15 protein-coding genes are annotated in these 16,405 nt (G+C 65.2%); 8 read left to right on the top strand and 7 right to left on the bottom strand.

Annotated elements, in window-relative coordinates; all coding sequences use genetic code 11:
* Window positions 1–316: 316 nt before the first annotated feature.
* The 7 genes from U6958_RS23900 (at window position 317) to U6958_RS23870 (ending at window position 8,755) form a co-directional block, all read left to right on the top strand.
* Window positions 317–643 carry a DUF2933 domain-containing protein gene (locus tag U6958_RS23900; protein WP_003090285.1) on the top strand — a complete coding sequence of 109 codons (327 nt, stop codon included), beginning with the start codon at window positions 317–319 and terminating at the stop codon, window positions 641–643.
* 18 nt (window positions 644–661) lie between these two features.
* A complete protein-coding gene (locus U6958_RS23895; protein WP_003090284.1) occupies window positions 662–961 on the top strand; it encodes a heavy-metal-associated domain-containing protein in 300 nt (99 codons plus the stop codon).
* An 8-nt stretch (window positions 962–969) separates the two neighbouring features.
* On the top strand, window positions 970–2,637 hold the full coding sequence (locus tag U6958_RS23890; protein WP_023098518.1) for a DUF3141 domain-containing protein: 1,668 nt from the start codon (window positions 970–972) through the stop codon (window positions 2,635–2,637).
* 295 nt (window positions 2,638–2,932) lie between these two features.
* Complete coding sequence (locus U6958_RS23885; RefSeq protein WP_003090282.1) at window positions 2,933–4,066, top strand: acetate/propionate family kinase; 1,134 nt, start codon at window positions 2,933–2,935, stop codon at window positions 4,064–4,066.
* 217 nt (window positions 4,067–4,283) lie between these two features.
* Window positions 4,284–4,736, top strand: coding sequence for a MerR family transcriptional regulator (locus U6958_RS23880; RefSeq protein ID WP_009516039.1), 453 nt, complete (start codon window positions 4,284–4,286; stop codon window positions 4,734–4,736).
* Between the two features lie 154 nt (window positions 4,737–4,890).
* Complete coding sequence (locus U6958_RS23875; protein ID WP_023098519.1) at window positions 4,891–6,219, top strand: cyclopropane-fatty-acyl-phospholipid synthase family protein; 1,329 nt, start codon at window positions 4,891–4,893, stop codon at window positions 6,217–6,219.
* 106 nt (window positions 6,220–6,325) lie between these two features.
* The gene (locus tag U6958_RS23870) at window positions 6,326–8,755 is read left to right on the top strand and encodes a hypothetical protein (RefSeq protein ID WP_023098520.1); all 2,430 of its coding nucleotides are present in this window, start codon (window positions 6,326–6,328) and stop codon (window positions 8,753–8,755) included.
* Between the two features lie 177 nt (window positions 8,756–8,932).
* Here U6958_RS23870 and U6958_RS23865 read toward each other — a convergent pair whose 3' ends face one another.
* A complete protein-coding gene (locus tag U6958_RS23865; RefSeq protein WP_023098521.1) occupies window positions 8,933–9,535 on the bottom strand; it encodes a TetR family transcriptional regulator in 603 nt (200 codons plus the stop codon).
* 105 nt (window positions 9,536–9,640) lie between these two features.
* Between U6958_RS23865 and U6958_RS23860 the strand changes: the two genes are divergently transcribed.
* Window positions 9,641–10,471, top strand: a complete 831-nt coding sequence (locus tag U6958_RS23860; protein WP_023098522.1) for an SDR family oxidoreductase — start codon at window positions 9,641–9,643, stop codon at window positions 10,469–10,471.
* A gap of 8 nt (window positions 10,472–10,479) precedes the next feature.
* Here U6958_RS23860 and U6958_RS23855 read toward each other — a convergent pair whose 3' ends face one another.
* From U6958_RS23855 to U6958_RS23830, 6 genes are all read right to left on the bottom strand, one after another.
* Entirely contained in the window at window positions 10,480–11,742 is a 1,263-nt protein-coding gene (locus tag U6958_RS23855; protein WP_023098523.1) for an MgtC/SapB family protein, read from the bottom strand.
* Complete coding sequence (locus U6958_RS23850) at window positions 11,739–12,794, bottom strand: type II glyceraldehyde-3-phosphate dehydrogenase (protein WP_023098524.1); 1,056 nt, start codon at window positions 12,792–12,794, stop codon at window positions 11,739–11,741. The genes U6958_RS23855 and U6958_RS23850 overlap by 4 nt, the downstream gene beginning before the upstream one ends.
* A 27-nt stretch (window positions 12,795–12,821) precedes the next feature.
* On the bottom strand, window positions 12,822–14,354 hold the full coding sequence (locus tag U6958_RS23845) for an AarF/ABC1/UbiB kinase family protein (protein ID WP_170954379.1): 1,533 nt from the start codon (window positions 14,352–14,354) through the stop codon (window positions 12,822–12,824).
* A gap of 86 nt (window positions 14,355–14,440) precedes the next feature.
* Window positions 14,441–15,472 (bottom strand): hydroxyacid dehydrogenase, encoded by a 1,032-nt coding sequence (locus tag U6958_RS23840; RefSeq protein ID WP_023098526.1) that lies wholly within the window; start codon window positions 15,470–15,472, stop codon window positions 14,441–14,443.
* A complete protein-coding gene (locus U6958_RS23835; protein ID WP_023098527.1) occupies window positions 15,469–15,723 on the bottom strand; it encodes a hypothetical protein in 255 nt (84 codons plus the stop codon). The genes U6958_RS23840 and U6958_RS23835 overlap by 4 nt, the downstream gene beginning before the upstream one ends.
* Window positions 15,720–16,364: a DUF6629 family protein gene (locus U6958_RS23830; protein ID WP_003121541.1), complete on the bottom strand. Its 645-nt coding sequence runs from the start codon at window positions 16,362–16,364 to the stop codon at window positions 15,720–15,722. Before U6958_RS23830 ends, U6958_RS23835 begins: the two co-directional genes overlap by 4 nt.
* Between the last annotated feature and the right edge of the window lie 41 nt (window positions 16,365–16,405).

Below are 16,405 nucleotides of genomic sequence, written 5' to 3'. Positions count from 1 at the left end.
TGAGGTGAGCTGGTCTGCTGGTTCGCTGCGCGGGGTATGTACCCCGTAGCTGGGTACAGAGAGTCTTTTTGATCAAGATCAAGGTACTGCCTTCACCTCAGCTCTATGCTGAGCTTAACAAGCCACATTTGGCACGGGTCGATCATGCTCAGAAACTATCGAGGACTTTTTAGCGGGGCCATGGAAATCTCCGGTGTTCAGCCCCATTCTTCTGGCATACCTGTTTTATGGATGGGCCTGATCAGCGCCCTGCACGGCACTCGAATGCGGGAATCTCGCCAATCGACAAGGGTCAACTTCACGAAGGAGCATCGCCATGAATATTCCGCCCGATCGAAGTAAGAGCACAGGAAACGGCCCGAACTGGTCTCGCATCAACCAGTGGCTGCTGTGGCTCGGCCTCGCCGCCGCCGTTGCCTGGATGTTCTACCGCCACAACGCCCATCTTCTGCAACTGCTTCCCTTCCTCTTCATCCTCGCCTGTCCGTTGATGCACATCTTCGGCCATGGCAGTCACGGCGCACATGGCGGTCATGACCATCAAGATCAGCCGCCTCGGGGCGATGAAGGGGGTTCGCCTGCGCGCCAATCAGACGACCGGAGCCGCCCGAAATCCGTCGACCAGTCCGGGCACCACCACTGAAACCACCGGAGCATCATCATGGAAACCATCGAACTCAAGGTTGCCGGCATGACCTGCGCCTCCTGCGCGAACTCGGTCAGCAAGGCGCTCAAGCGCGTAGCTGGTGTGCAAGACGTGCATGTCGATCTCGCTCGCGGCGCAGCGAGTGTCACCGGCGACCAGACGGCCCAGAAGACGCCTGAGCTGATCGCGGCCTTAGCTGCCGCGGGCTACGAGGCATCCGCTGATTCCTCGCCGGGCATTGCGGCGGGTGCCGGTGCCTCCCATGCGCCGGCCGCTGCCCGTTCAAAGGGGCATGGCGGCTGCTGCTGCCGCTGATCGACGCCATGGACGCACGCACGAACTCCCAGGGTATCGCCGCCGCACCGCTTGGGCTCTTTGCTGCCTACTGGGGCGACATGCTGTGGCGGACCGTCGCGTCCGGCGAAGCGCTGAGACAGCGCGCCAACAACATGACCGAACACGAAGCGGCGGGTATGCCGCCGCTGCTCCACTTCGAGTCAGAGCAGGTGGCTGACGGCCACGACTTGCAACCGGCGAGCAACTACCGGCTCCTGCGTGTCACTCGCTGTGGCACCGACGCCTTGGAGAAGCATGTGCGCAAAGGCGCCGCGCCGGTGCTGGTGGTCGATCCACGCGCCGGCCACGGCCCTGGCATTGGCGGCTTCAAACGCGATTCTGAAGTTGGCATGGCACTGCTCGAAGGCCATCCCGTGTACTTCGTAGTGTTCGATCCGGAGCCCGTCGAGGGCCAGACCATGGGCGCAGTCGTCCAGACCCTGGCCACATTCATCGACATGGTGGCCAAGCGCCACCGAGGCAAGGCCCCGATCGTCTACGGCAACTGCCAAGGCGGTTGGGCGATCACGCTGGCGCTGTCGCACTGCGAGCACCGTGCCGCCTTGGCAGTGCTCAATGGCTCGCCGCTGTCGTACTGGGCAGGCGAGAGAGGCATCAACCCCATGCGGCTGCTCGGTGGGCTCACGGGCGGCATCTGGCCGGCGCACTGGGCGTCGGACCTCGGCGCCGGGCGATTCGACGGTGCCTGGCTGGTCCAGAACTTCGAGGCGTTGCGGCCCGAGGGCGTGTTCAAGAAATACGACACGCTCTTCGCGCAGCCGGAGACTGAGCGCGATCGCTTCCTGGAGTTCGAGCGTTGGTGGAATGGCTTCTACCAGCTTGCCCGCGAGGAAATGTTGTCGATCGCAGGCGATCTTTTCGTAGGTAATCACCTGGAGAGCGGCGAGGTCGTGGTCGATGGCCACTGCCGCGCGGATCTCAGCCGCATTGGCGCACCGCTGGTGGTCTTTTGCTCCAACGGCGACAACATCACACCGCCCCACCAGGCGCTCGGCTGGCTCAAAGCGGTATATCCGACGACCGCAGACCTGGTGGCGGCGGGCCAGCGCGTGGTGTACCTGCTGCACCAACATGTTGGCCACCTTGGCATCTTCGTCTCCGCGGGGGTGGCGCGACGCGAGCACCGCGCCATCTTGCATCATGCCGAATCGATCCAGGCACTCAAGCCTGGACTCTACGAGATGGTTCTGGAGGACAGCGCCTCTTCGGAGTCGGCCGCCGCTGCGCAGTTCCAGCCGCGGCGGCTGGAAGACCTGCCTTACGACGCCAACCCGGCGGGGTTCGACAAGGTCGAAGCACTCTCGGAGATCACCGAGCGCTTCTATTCGCAGTGGGTGTCGCCGTGGGTCCGCTTCGCCGTCACCCCCGACTCGGCTCGTGAACTTCGCGCGCTGCACCCCATGCGCGTCAGTCGCAAGGTCTGGTCCGAGCAGGTGACCCCGGCCCTGGCGCTGCTGCCATGGGTGCAACGATGGCTTGAGCAGTGGAGTGCGCAGGATCCCCATCGGGTCGAAAATCCTTGGTATCAGCTTGAGCGAACTGGTGCAGACGCGATTGGGCAGGCCATGGAATCATGGCGCAAGAGCCGGGACCTGTGGGCTGAGCTTGTGTTCGAGCAGGCCTATGCCAACTGAACGACCCTCCACTGTGGCTGCAAAAAGAGACGCTCACGGGTCGCAAGCAGCACGCTCCTTGTCGGAGGCGATGCGCCTGCCACGGCCGATTTCGCTTTTCAGCGTCGTCCAGGCACGGATCAAAGTTGGATTCTCCCGTATCACCACGCCAGCAACGGCGCTACAGCATCGGAAGCATGGGCCTGATCGGCGGCCTCGCGTGCTGCTAGCGCCGAGCGAGACTTGGCAATTCGATCTGATGAACGTTGCCAATGGCGGCGACGTCGGCACTGACCGGCGCTGACGGAGCTCCGACATGCGCGTCCTCGCCATCAATGCCGGCAGTGCGACCCTGAAGTTCGGAGTTTTCGAGTCGGCTCGTACCTTGCCATTGATCGACTCGGCGATTGATCATCCTGCGGTGGATGCTGCGACCTTCGAGGAGATCGAGCGGCACTTGCACAGGGCGGGTGTCACAACGCTCGATGGCATTGGTCACCGCGTCGCACACGGTGGCCCACTGTTGAGCAACGCGGTGCTCGTGGATGAAGAAGTCGAACGCGAGATCGGCAAGGCTTCGGCTCTGGCGCCGCATCACAATCCTGCCGCATTGGCCGGCATACGCCTGACCCGTGAGCGTTGGCCCGGCGTGCGCCACGTCGCGGTCTTCGACACCGCTTTCCATGACGACATGCCCGAATACGCCCATTCCTATGCTGTTCCGCCATCGTGGCGCGCGGCAGGGGTACGGAGATACGGCTTCCATGGCCTGTCCCACCAGGGTGTACTGGCCGCCGTCAGCACCGAGCTGAAACGGCCGCCGTCAGAACTTCGTATCGTGAGCTGCCACATTGGAAGCGGCGCCAGCGTCTGCGCGATCGATCGCGGAAGGTCGGTCGATACATCTATGGGAATGACCGCGCTTGAAGGTCTTGTGATGGGCACGCGCTGTGGAGACCTCGACCCTGGCGTACCCGGCTTCGTCGCACGCGCACTGGGTTTGACGTTGGCGCAGATCGAGGCGGCGCTTTACAGCGACAGTGGACTCAAAGGATTGTCGGGTGAGAGTTCGGACCTGCGGATTGTGGAGAAGCGCGCGGGAGAAGGAGTCGCAGCCGCCCAACTGGCAATGCAGGTTCACGCGTACCGCGTGCGCAAATACATCGGCGCCTACGCCGCCGCGATGGGCGGTTGCGATGCTGTGGCCTTCACTGGCGGAGCTGGAGAAAATTCGGCCGCGTTGCGTCGGCGCATCGTTGATGGCCTGGAGTTCATCGGCCTGGAACTAGACGAAGAGCGCAATCGCGCCTACTCGCCCAACACTGAAGTCGCCCAGTTGCAGTCATCCCGATCCGCCGTCGCCGTGCTGGTGGTTCAAGCACGCGAGCAGTTAGCGATCGCGCGTGAGACGTTCCGAGCGCTGAATGACCAGGCAAGTGGTTTGGTATAGGCAATGAACTGGGACAAGACCACGATAATTCTTCCTCCGGGCCGGGAGCCACGCCCGTTGATGCTCGCGCCGATGATGGTCCAGTTGCCCATCCAACCGCACGTTGAAGGAAGAAACGGAGCGGTTCAGACACCGGGCCCTTGACCCATGTGCAGCACCTGGGTTCAAACTCGCTCGAAAGTGAAGGGATTCAAGACAACCTTGCTGGAGGATGGTGATGCAACTCATTGAATGCGCCAAGGCGGCAGGCGTCACACCGGACACGTTGCGTCACTACCTTCGGGTGGGGCTTGTGGTGCCCGATGGCCGGGGCACGAACGGCTACCGCGCATTCTCGGATCGAAGCGTCGCCCGGGTTCGTTTCATACGCAATGCATTGGCCCTCGGCTTCACGCTCAAGGACGCTGCAGAGTTTGTCGAGATGAGCCAGCGCGGTGCATCGCCTTGTCCGCGCGCGCGGGCGCTGCTGAGCGAACGGCTTGACGAGCAGGCCCGGCGGCTGAAGGAGGCGACAGATTTGCATCGCCGCATGCAGCAGGCAGAGCGCGACTGGAAGCGGCTGCCGGACGGCGTCCCGGATGGCCATTCCGTCTGCGGTTTGATCGAAGGAGCGGATGCGGACGTTCAGCGCAATTCGGTGCGCGCGAAGTCCCGTCGTGTACGCGCATGAATCGCTCTGATCATCGTCGACATTCCCCGGCATCACGACGCTCTACGTACATGCGGTGCAGCGGTTGTGGTCGTGCCGATCACGCCAGCGCCAAGTATGAGTCGTCTATCCACTTCGCAGCATCCGCTGCACACGAGCGAGCGAGGCGCCCCCAATGAGCCACCTCACGACACGGGATCGAACCGTATCGCCCGACGGATATGCCGCCGCGCTACGGATCTTGCGCCGGCTGCTGGCCGGCATCGAGCGCCCGCCGGCGTTGCGTCTGGGCGATATGCTCTTGCACGAGCTCGAATCGCACCCGGAATACACCCTGATCATCCGTGACCCGGGTCTGCTGCGTCGCTTGGTCCTGCGCCCGGATCCGCTGCTGCTGGCGGAAGCCTATTTCCGCGGCACCATCGACATTGAGGGAGACCTGTACACCGCGCTCGGGCTCAAGGCGCATTTCGAGAGGTTTTCGCTCTCTTGGCGCGACAAACTGGCCCTGTTGCGCGACGCACTGCTGCTGCGCGTGTCCGACCAGGACGGGTTGAAGCCCTCGCGGAGTCTGGCCTCGCGCGTCGCACGTCGCTTCTCCCATCGCCATTCGCGTCAAACCGATCAGGCCGCGATCTCCTTTCACTACGATGTGTCCAACGCGTTCTATGGACTCTGGCTCGATGCCGAGAGGGTCTACTCATGTGGCTATTTCAAGGCGACGGATGACACGCTGGACCAGGCTCAGTGCAACAAGCTGGAGCACATCTGCCGCAAGCTGCGTCTGCAGCGAGGCGAACGCCTGCTCGACATCGGCTGCGGCTGGGGCGCGCTCGTATGCTGGGCGGCAAGAGAACATGGCGTCCGTGCGCACGGCATCACGCTCAGCCAACAGCAACTTGAATACGCGCGCGAGCGCATCCGCTCGGAGGGCCTGCAGGATCTCGTCACTGTTGAACTGCGCGACTACCGTGACCTCGAAGGCACGGCCGTTTTCGACAAGGTGTCAAGCATTGGCATGTTCGAGCACGTGGGACTCGCGAACCTAGCGGCCTACTACGCCGTGGTCCAGCGGGTTTTGCGGCCAGGAGGACTCTTCCTCAACCATGGGATCACCCATGACGAGGAGGGCTGGAACCGAACCGTCGCGACCGAGTTCATCAACCGCTACGTCTTCCCCGACGGCGAATTGGACTGCGTCAGCAATATCCAGCTAGGGATGGAGCGCTCCGGCTTCGAGATCCATGACGTCGAAGGTCTTCGACCCCACTACGCGCTGACCTTGCGTCATTGGGTCCAGCGGCTCGAAGCGCGCCGGGAGGAGGCCTTGCGGGAGGTCGATGAGGTGACCTTCCGCATCTGGCGCTTGTACATGGCGGCGTGTGCACTGGAATTCGAGGCCGGGGGAACTGGGATCTACCAGATCGTCGCGTCCAAACGCGACGGCGGAAGCTGGCCCGTGCCCTTGACCCGCTCTGATCTTTATGGAGAACACCAGCCATGAACGCTAGATGGCCGTGCCGCTGGCGCGCGAAAGACGATCGCAGACGCCAGCCTTCCCAATCTCGCCGTCGCGCTTACCTGCGTACCGGCTCTCAAGGACTTTCCACATGAACCACGAGCTTCCCTGGGTCGCCGAGCGCGTCCGCGTGTTCCGCGAGTCTGATCCCGAGTTCGCCCGCTGGGCGCGCGGCCACGGCCCCATCACCCACAACGATCTCACGCAACTGCGAGTCCACGATCTCGCACAGGTGCTGGTTGCCGAAGGCAAGGCGAGCGACACAACCGCGGTGTATCGCACGCTTTGGGCGGCGGACCGCCTGGCCGTGGCAGGCATGTGGTTGACGGTTCACATGACCTATGCCGACCGGGTCTATCCCGATGGCCGGGGGATGAGAGCCGAGGATTTCAAGGAGACGCCGGAGGGGCATACCGGTGGGTCGCTGAACATCGTGCCGGCCTATGTCGGCTACCTGGCCGCGAACGCGCTCAGTGGGTTGACGCGTGGCTGGTTGATGGGCCAGGGCCATTGCGTCGCGGGCATCGATGCCTGCAACCTTCTGGTGGGCAACATGACGCCGCGCCACGCCGAGAGATACGACCGCAGCGAAAGCGGCCTCACGCGCTTTGCCCGGGATTTCTATAGCTACGCGATCGACGCACAGGGGCGTCCCGCCTCGCCGCTGGGCAGCCACGTCGGCCCGAATACGGCAGGCGGTCTGTCCGAGGGCGGCTATCTCGGCTTTGCCGAACTGCAGTACGTGCACATGCCCTTGCCCGGCGAGCGGCTGGTGGTGTTCCTCAGCGACGGCGCTTTCGAGGAGCAGCGTGGCAGTGACTGGGCGCCGCGCTGGTGGCGGGCAGAAGACAGCGGCTTCGTGGCTCCGTTCATGATCCTCAACGGTCGCCGCATCGAACAGCGCAGCACCATGCAGCAGCAGGGGGGCCGAGAATGGTTCCACCAGCATCTGCGGCTGAACGGCTTCGACCCGATGGAGATCGACGGCACCGACCCCGCCGCGTTCGCCTGGGCCGTTCACGCGATGGAGGAGCGGTTGTCGGCCTGCGCGGCTGGAGTTTCGCAGGGCACCGTTCAGTACCCGGTACCCCTCCACTACACCATCGCCGAAGCGCCCAAAGGATTCGGCTTCCCCGGTGCTGGAACCAATGCCGCGCACAACCTGCCGCTGGAGGGGAACCCCCGGGTCGACCAGATAGCGCTTCAGCAATTCAACGAGGGTGCTCGCGCTCTCTTCGTGCCGTCGCACGAACTCGACGAAGCGGTGGCACTACTGTGCCGGCACGAAGTGCAGCATCGTCCCCTGGAGCGGGACCATGCCCTGGCGCACCGCCAGGTGGCGGCCCCCAGACTTCCGGTTCCGCAGTGGCATGTTGCGGGCCAGGGCGAGGTCTCGCCAATGGCGGCACTCGACGGAGCCTTCGCGGCCCTCGTCCAAGCCAACCCACAGCTGCGTCCGCGGGTGGGCAATCCGGACGAGCTGCGCAGCAACCGCATGGGCCAGACATTGGACCTGCTCAAACACCGCGTCTTCACGCCCGAACCGGGCCTGGCGGAGGCCGTCGATGGCGCCGTGATCACGGCGCTCAACGAAGAAGCGGTGGTCAGCGCGGCGCTGGGCAACAAGGGCGGCATCAACTTGGTCGTCTCTTACGAGGCATTTGCCGTCAAGATGCTGGGCGCGCTGCGCCAGGAAATCCTGTTCGCGCGACATCAGGCGCAGGCAGGCACACCACCCGGATGGCTGTCGGTGGTCACGGTTGCGACGTCCCACACCTGGGAGAACGGCAAGAACGAGCAGTCGCACCAGGATCCGACGCTGGCCGAAGCGCTGTTGGGCGAAATGTCCGACACCTCGCGCGTGTTGTTCCCGGTCGATGCCAACAGTGCCGTTGCGGCGCTGCGCGCGGCCTACGCCTCGCATGGCCAGTTCTGGACGCTGGTCGTTCCCAAGCGGGCCGTCGCCAGCCAGTTGAGTGCCGAGCAGGCCGAACGCTTGGTCGATCAGGGTGGTTGGGTGGTGAAGCCCTGCGACGCCCCCGACGTGTTGCTGGTTGCCATCGGCGCATACCAGCTACAGCAGGCCCTGCTTGCGGCGCGGCGCCTCGAAGCCGCTGGACATCGGACCGCAGTGACCTGCGTCATCGAGCCGGGCCGCTTCAGAGCACCCCGCGACGAACGCGAGCAGGACTTTGTGGCCGGCGACCAGGCCTTGCGCGCCCTGTTCCCGGAGACTGCCGCCGTGCGCGTCATCGTCTCGCACATGCGACCCGAGCCGACGCTGGGCCTGATGCGTCGGATCGATACAGGGGCGCGGCAGACCCGTGCCTTGGGCTACCAGGCGCGCGGCGGGACACTCGATGTGGCCGGCATGCTGTTCGCGAACCGTTGCACGTGGGCGCACGTCGCGGCGGAGGCCGCTCAAGGGCTCGGTGTCGATCCGCAGAGCTTGCTGAGCGCCGAGGAGTGGGCGGCCGTGCAGGGGCGTGGCGACCCGCGCGTCATCACGGTCTCGGCTTAACCCCCTTCCAGCACGACCCACGACCGGACGCTGATTGCGCCAACGCACTCTGCTTCTTCATGTGCGTTGCCAGGTCGCACTGGGTTCGGATGTCTGACGAATGGCTGTGGGACCGATGGCCACGTCGCGCCTGAATGTCGTCCTCCCGTGCCAAGTAGCACTTCCTTGTCCGGGCGTTCAGCGCGAGGCGTCAACCATTTTCCTGCGCTGGAGAGGGGATTCGCCAGGCGAAAGCATCCGCGCAATCGCCAACTGAATCGCCCGTCTGCGCGCCTCGTGCTCCTGCGAATCCCTCGCCGCCGGTGCCATGCACCACGTTTGCACGACCGTCGCTACCAGTCGCACGATCTCATCAGGCGTGAAATCCGCGGTGATGCGTCCTTCCGCCTGGGCAGCGGTGATGGCCGCATGTTTGGCTTCCAGTACGCTGTGACCGGCGGGAAGCAGGAGCACTTCTTGGCCTCGCTCCAGGTGGAACCAGGTCATGAGCCGCCATAGGTGCGGCCGCTCGGTGAGCAAATCGTAGGTGCGCCCTGCATAGCCGGGAAGATCGTCCGCATCGAAGCGCTCGTCCTGCGCCGCGGCGAGGATTTCCCGGCTGAGCACGGCGTCGAAGAGAGCCTCCTTGTCCCCGAAATGGACATAAAGCATCGGCTTGCTGATGCCTGCAGCCGCCGCGATCCGGTCAATTCGTGCCCCCGCCAGCCCGTTCTCGGCAAATTCCCCCAGCGCAGCGTCCAGCAGCATTTGCTGGGTCTCGGCGGGACGTCTCTTGGCCATGGGCCGTTACTCCTCAACAACATTTCATCCGAGCGCCCATCATCGCTTGACACGGGCGCCATTAACTTACAAACTAGTTGGTAAGTAAACCACAGGAGTGCATTTATGTCCAGACATTGGTTCCTCACCGGCGCATCCAGCGGCATCGGTCGCCATCTTGCCGAAATCATCCTGGCTTCGGGGGATGACCTCACGGCCACCGTCAGGCGTCCCGAGACGCTCGACGACCTGGCAGCACGCTACGGTGACCAGCTCGTTGTCGAACGGCTCGACGTGACCGTGAAGGGGGACATCGCACCCGTGGTCCAGCGCGCCGAGGCCCGCCGCCCGGTCGATGTCCTGGTCAACAACGCCGGCGGCGGCATCATCGGCGCCACCGAAGAGTTTTCCGACGCGGACATCGAAGGGCAGATCAGCCTCAACCTGCTGGCGCCGGTGCACGTCACGCGGGCTTTCATTCTCGCCATGCGCACACGGCGAGCCGGTCGGATCATCCAAATCTCCAGCGCCAGTGGCCAAGGCTCCCTGCCGACCAGCAGTCTTTACCACGCCGCGAAATGGGGTCTGGAAGGCTTCAGCGAATGCCTTCGCCAGGAACTGGAGGGGTTTGGGGTCTTCGTCACACTCATTGAACCGGGCGGCGCACGCACGAGCTTCAGCCGCAATTTGCAGTACGCGCTGGCGAACCCCGCCTATCAGGACACGCCTGCTGGACAGATTCGCGCGATGTTCGAGAACGCGGGTGACGAGTTGTACACGCTCGATCCGCAGAAGATCGCGCACCGGATCTTCGACACGGCCACGAGCGAGAAGCCACCGCTTCGGGTGGCGCTGGGCGGTGACGCCTTCGGCGTCATCCAGGCGGCGCTCAAGGGCAGGCTGTCTGCTCTTGAAGCGCAGGAGAGTCTGGCGCGATCGGTGGCCTTCGATAGCTGATCGCTGTTTCAGGTCAAGCCCAGGGCGACGGCAAAGCCAGCAGCAGCCATGGCCGCGTACGACGGCAGCACTCTCCATGCGAGCGCCCTACCGGCCAGCGACATCAACAGGACAAGTTTGGTGACCTGATTGACGGATGCGGCGATGAACAAGGCCAGGGTGGCCGAAGCGGCGGTGACGGCGCCCTCGGTCACCAGGCGGCCAATCGAGAGCGTGATCGCATCGACGTCCACCAGACCCGAGGCAGCGGCGGTCAGCATGACGCCGGCATCCCCGAAGCGATCGGCAAGAAAGCGGCCTGCCAGCATCACCGCGGCCAGGAAGGCTGCGAACTGGAGCGCGGAGCGCAGCTGCAATGGGTTGCCAAGCTGAAGTTCGGGCAAGTCGTCGGCGGGCGACCGCGCTGCCAGGAACGTCCCCAGAACACCGCCAGCCACGGCCATGGCCACGAAGATGACCACCGGGTCCCAGCCGATGCCGGGGGCTGCGATGGCGACGAGAGCCGCCATGCGCGCAAACATGGCTGCGCAGGCGAGCGCCGCCCCCGCCGCTGCCAGTGGACGCCAGCCTGGCGTCTGCCCGGCCCAGCGCGCCAACGTGGCCGTGGTGGCGGTGCTCGACACGATCCCGCCGAGCAGCGCTGTGAATACCAGCCCTCGTTTCCTGCCGAGCGAGCGCATCAGGACGAACCCAGCGAACGACAGCACTGCCAGCAGGACAACGGCCCACCAAAGGCGATAGGGATTCAACGCCTCATAGGGGCCAAAGCCACGATCAGGGAGTACGGGCAGTACGACCACGCTGATCAACAGCAACTGCGTGCCGCTGCTGATCTCCGCCTCGGACAGCTTGCCGACGCCGGCGTGCAAGAGCTGCTTGAAACGCAGCAGCGCCAGCACGACCACGGCGGCGACCGCCGAAACGCGCCAAGCGCCACTGGTCGCCAGCGCCCCGATGGCGAAAGTCGCAAGGGCGGCGACGGACGTGGTCAGTCCCATCACGGCATGCATATGCGCCGTCACCAGGTAGCCCACCACCAGATACACCCCGACGAGTACGAGCAGCGCGATGAGCATGCCGGCTCCCCAGCGCTGGGCCAGCAGCCCGCCAAGGCCGCCGAGCAGGCCGATCAGCGCAAAGGTGCGAACGCCCGCGACGCGATGTCCCTCGGGCCGCTCGCGTTGCTGCCATCCCCGTTCCAGGCCGATCAGAAGTCCCGAAGCGAGTGCCAGCCCGAGCCCGACCAGCGCGGGATCATCGAATTCACTCATCGTCGAACCTGGACGCGGTCGCGGATGAAATCACGCTGCAGTCCCAGCGAAGCATCGGTGCGCGCCATCGACACCTGGGGATCGGTCTCGATGCCGCTCAAGGCGCGAATGGCATCGATGGTTTCGGGAATCACGATCGCCTGGTTGAAGACCTGGTAGGTGTAGTACGCCTGATCGCCTTCGACCGAAAGCACGTCCTCCCACAACGCGACCTCCCACAGGTCGCCGCGCGGGCGGCCGAGATCGGCCATCAGTTCCACCGTGCTGTTGAGGGCCACGAGACCATCCGAGGATCGCACGAACGCGATCCGTGGCGCAGCGCGAAAGGCCGCCAGCACCTCGTCGCGCGTGGCCGGCCTCGTCAGTTCGACCCACCAGGTGTGCAGGTGGCTGCTGTTGTGCGGCGCCTTGACCGCGATCGTGACGACGTCCAGGTCCGGGATCACAGTGCGCGCGTCCGGTCCCTGATGGCTGGGGATCGTCTTCTCCGGCACGAGCGTGTTGATGATGCCCTCCGCATGCGCCTCCCACGGGTCGGAAGCCCGGCGGATCAGCGTCCCGCGGGCTCGCTTGAGCAGGCCCGCTGTCCGAAGCGCCCCGAGGGTGCGCACGATCGACGTCGTGTTGCAGGACACCACCCGGGTGGAGGTGCGGCCGATCGCGGTTGCGTAGTTCTCCTGCGCGACGAACGAATGACCGGTCAACGCGTGGGACTCGCCGCCATGGAAGATGGACTTCACACCGGCAGCGTCGTACGCCCTCTTGTTGACCGCGGCGACTTTCTTGGGTGTGCAATCGACCACGACGTCCGCGTTGGCGAGCAGGTCGGCCAGATCGCCCGCGACAGGAAGCCCCGCAGCACGCATCGATTGTGCGGCTTCAGCGGTCGCCGCGTAAATCGGGAAAGCGCGCTGCGCGGCCACCTGCAGGCGATAGTCGTGCACCACATCCGCGACGCCGGCTAGCGCCATGTCCTCCTGGAGTGCGACCGCATCCGCCACCCGCTTGCCGATCACACCGTATCCGTTCACCGCCACTCTGACCTTGTTCATGCCTGACTCCTTGCTTGATGAGGCGCCTCAGCCGCGGCTGCGCGCGATGGAAAACGTGAACCGGATCGCCAGCGCATAGCCCAGCAGCGCGAGTACCGGCATGTCGCCCCAGCGCGGGCCCACGCCGTGCTGCATCAACAAGCTCGATGCGATGTACAGGCCGAGCGTCACGAGCGCCAGCGAGACGCGACGGCCGAGGCGGTCGATCCCGCTCAGCATCCTGGCATCCGGCTTGATCGACAGTTGCAGCAGGTCACCCTGCCGCAAGACGCTGTGCAGACGCCGCGCCAGCAGGGAGGGCAGGGCGTGGGCCGCGTTCCCCAGTTCATAGGGCAGACGCTGCGATGCCGCAGACTTGGGCTCGTCGAAGACGCCCGTGGTCGTGTGGCGAGAGATGGCTTCGATGATGGAAAACTCGGGTGCCAGCAGGCGCACCGTCCCTTCGAGCAACAACAGGGTACGCGTGAGCACGAGGAGGTCCCTGGGCAGCCGGACTTCCTGGGTCCGGCCCGCCGCCACGAGCTGCGCGAGAGCACCTGAGAGCGACCAGTCCTTCAGCGGCCTCTGTGCGCAGTCTGCGACCAGGGCACGCACGACAGGCACGAACACGGCCCGATCGGTGCCGTCGCCGAGCAGGCCCAGGTCGAGCCAGGCATCGACCACCCATTCGGCATCCTGCTCGACGAAGGCCAGGGCGAACGCCACCAGCGCCCGCCGCATGTTGCCGTCGACCCGGCCCACGATGCCGAAGTCGTGCAGGCATATGCGGCCATCGTCCATCACGAAGACGTTGCCGGGATGGGGGTCGCCGTGGAAGAAGCCATCGCGGAAGATCTGGGCGACGTAGCTGTCCACGAGTTTGCCCGCGGCCGCCACCGCGGTGGACGAAGGCAGACCGTGCAGGTGAGCTCCGTGGCTGAACTGCTGGACCATGACGGTCGGCGTGCACAGGCCGTCCACCACGTCGGGGATCACGATGTCGGCAGAGCCGCGCCAGGCGTCGGCGAAACGTCGCACGGAAGCTGCCTCGCGCGACAAATCCATCTCGTAGCGGAAGTTGGCCGCAACCTCGTCCACGATGGCTGCCAGCCCCCAGCGACGCAGCGAGGGCACGAGCCCCTGCATGACCAGGACGATGCGGCGCAGGATGCGCATGTCGGTCTCGGCCTGCTCGGCCGCGCCAGGGCGGCGGATCTTCACCACCACTTCCGTCCCGTCCGGCAGGGCTGCACGATGAATCTGGGCGATCGAGGCCGCGGCGAGCGCGTGCATGTCGAAGCGTGCGAAGAGCTGCTGCCATGGGCGGCCGAGCGCCGCCTCGACCTCCTGGACCGCCTGCTCGGGAGGAAACGGCGCCACATTGGCCTGCAGGCTGGCCAGAGCCTCTTGCGCATCGGGCGCCAGAATGTCGGCCCGCAGGCTGAGATGCTGGCCCAGCTTCACGAAGGTCGTGCCCAATCGCTGCAGCACTTCGGCGAAGCGGTCGGCCGCCCGGTGGGTATCACAGCGCATCAGGCCCCGGTGCCAGGCCACCCAGAGCAGGAACCCGCTCAGGGCCATAGCGATCTGCGTGGCCCGGCGCAGCGCCGAGCGTTGCGTTGGGCGGCCCGCAAGACGCACGGTGGAAACGGGGCGGTTCGGTCGCGTCATGGCTCATCCAACCTGTTGCGCAGGCGGCCCGCATGCCAGGCTGCGATGTTCGAGATGGTCTCGTCGAGGATGCGCGCGATCGCCTCCGACGTATTGAACCCGACATGCGGTGTCACGAGCACACGCGGATGCGTCAGCAGTGGGCTGGATGCCGACCAGCCGGTATCGCAACCCAGTCCGCCGCAGCCCGTGGGCACTTCGGGAGACAGATCCCCTTCCTGTTCCAGCACGTCCAGTCCTGCTGCGGCGACGGTACCTGCCTCCAGTGCGTGCAGCAGGGCGGCCTCGTCGATGAGCGCACCCCGTGCCGTGTTGATCAGTACCATGCCCGGTTTCATGCGCGCGAAGGCCTGCCCATCGAGAAGGTGGTGCGTGGCCTGCGTGGCCGGAACATGAAGGCTCAGAACATCGCTGCTTTGCAGGATCTGCTCCCACGTCACCACGCGGACGCCGGCGATGGGCGCTGCCGTGATGTCGAGCGATGGGGCGAGGGCCGGGTCGTACGCGAGAACTTCCATGCCGAAGCCCAGGGCGATACGGGCCACGTGGCGCCCGATCCGGCCCAGCCCGACGATGCCCAGCGTCTTGCCTTCCAGCTCGAAGCCGGTGAGGCCGCGGTAAGCGAACGAACCTTGGCGCGCCCGCTCGTGGGCTTGTGTCAGATGGCGAGCCACGCCCAGCAGCAGCGCGAAGGCATGTTCGGCGACGCTGGCGGACCCATAGTCCGGCACGTGGCACACGGCAATGCCGCGTCGGCGGCAAGCCTGCAGGTCGATGTGATCGAAGCCCGCGGAGCGCGTTGCCACGAGCCGCACGCGCGGCCGCAACCGGAGCACCGATTCGTCAACGCGCGTGCGCACGAAGACGCACAGCACCTCGGTGTCTTCATCGCCGACATCGGATACCACCAGGCGTTCGTTCTGGACGAAATGCGCGTGCCAGTGGGTCGGAAGCCGTTGCTGCAGCGCGGCCTGGTCCGCCGGTGCGATGTCGGAGAACAGAACGGACAGACGGTTTTGTGCGGTCATGAGCCCTCCTCGATTACCCGGTGCAGGGACAGGATGCAGAACGCGGCGATGAAGTGCCCGATCTTGGTGCCTTGCGCGAGTCCCGCTTGCGCGAATACCGTCGGCAGCCGGCCGGCGACCGCATCGCGCATGGTCTCGAATCCGTCGAGCAACTGAACCGTGAAGAACGCCGCGCGGCGCATCGGGCCCTGCGTGGGGCCGCAGTCCGCGTAGGCCAGTGCGGGCTTGAATCTGGCCGGAGGATTCGTCATGGTACGGCCAGCCTCGCTCGGGGCTCACGGAACTGCCACAGCACGATGAAGCTGAGCACAGCGGCAAAGAAGCACCACACCGAGATGAACCAGGTTGCATAGAACATGTAGGCGGCGATTGCGGAGACAAAGGCGGCCACCCCAAAAGCCGCCACGCGCCGGTGGCTAGAAACCATCAGGCTTGCGCAGGTGCCGATCAGATACAGGGCCATCGTGGTCATCACGTAGAAGTGCGGCGAGTCGTAGAGGATGTGCTGGCCGACCACGCGGGCCGTGATGGGCAGCTTCACCAGCATCGCCAGCAGGTACAGACCGACGAGCGCGCCCGCGACTGCAATGGCCACCAGAACCCGACGGCGCCAACGGACGCTCTCCAGCGCCAGCGCAGCCAGCGGGACGTAGATCGGCCACAGGACGTGCGAGAAGAACGAGTAGAGATGCGTCAGCGCCACGTTCAGCAAGGGCGCGCGGTCGGGGAACGTCAGCCACAGCATGCCTTCGAGCAGTTGCTGGACCCCGAACAGCAGCGGGATGGCGGCATACGGCAGTTCGCGCCGTGAGCGGGCCCGGCGCATGGTGACGGTCCCCAGGCCCAGCAGAACCGCTGCGGCCGTGAAACTGGCGGGTGCGGAAAAGCACATGGGCAGTCATCTCCCCTCGATCGTGAGCGTCATGGCGAGCG

Origin of the sequence: Delftia lacustris (assembly GCF_040267515.1) — a bacterium.
GTDB lineage: Bacteria > Pseudomonadota > Gammaproteobacteria > Burkholderiales > Burkholderiaceae_C > Comamonas > Comamonas tsuruhatensis.
Note: the sequence above shows the minus strand (reverse complement) of the source record. Positions and strands in the feature narration are given on the sequence as shown.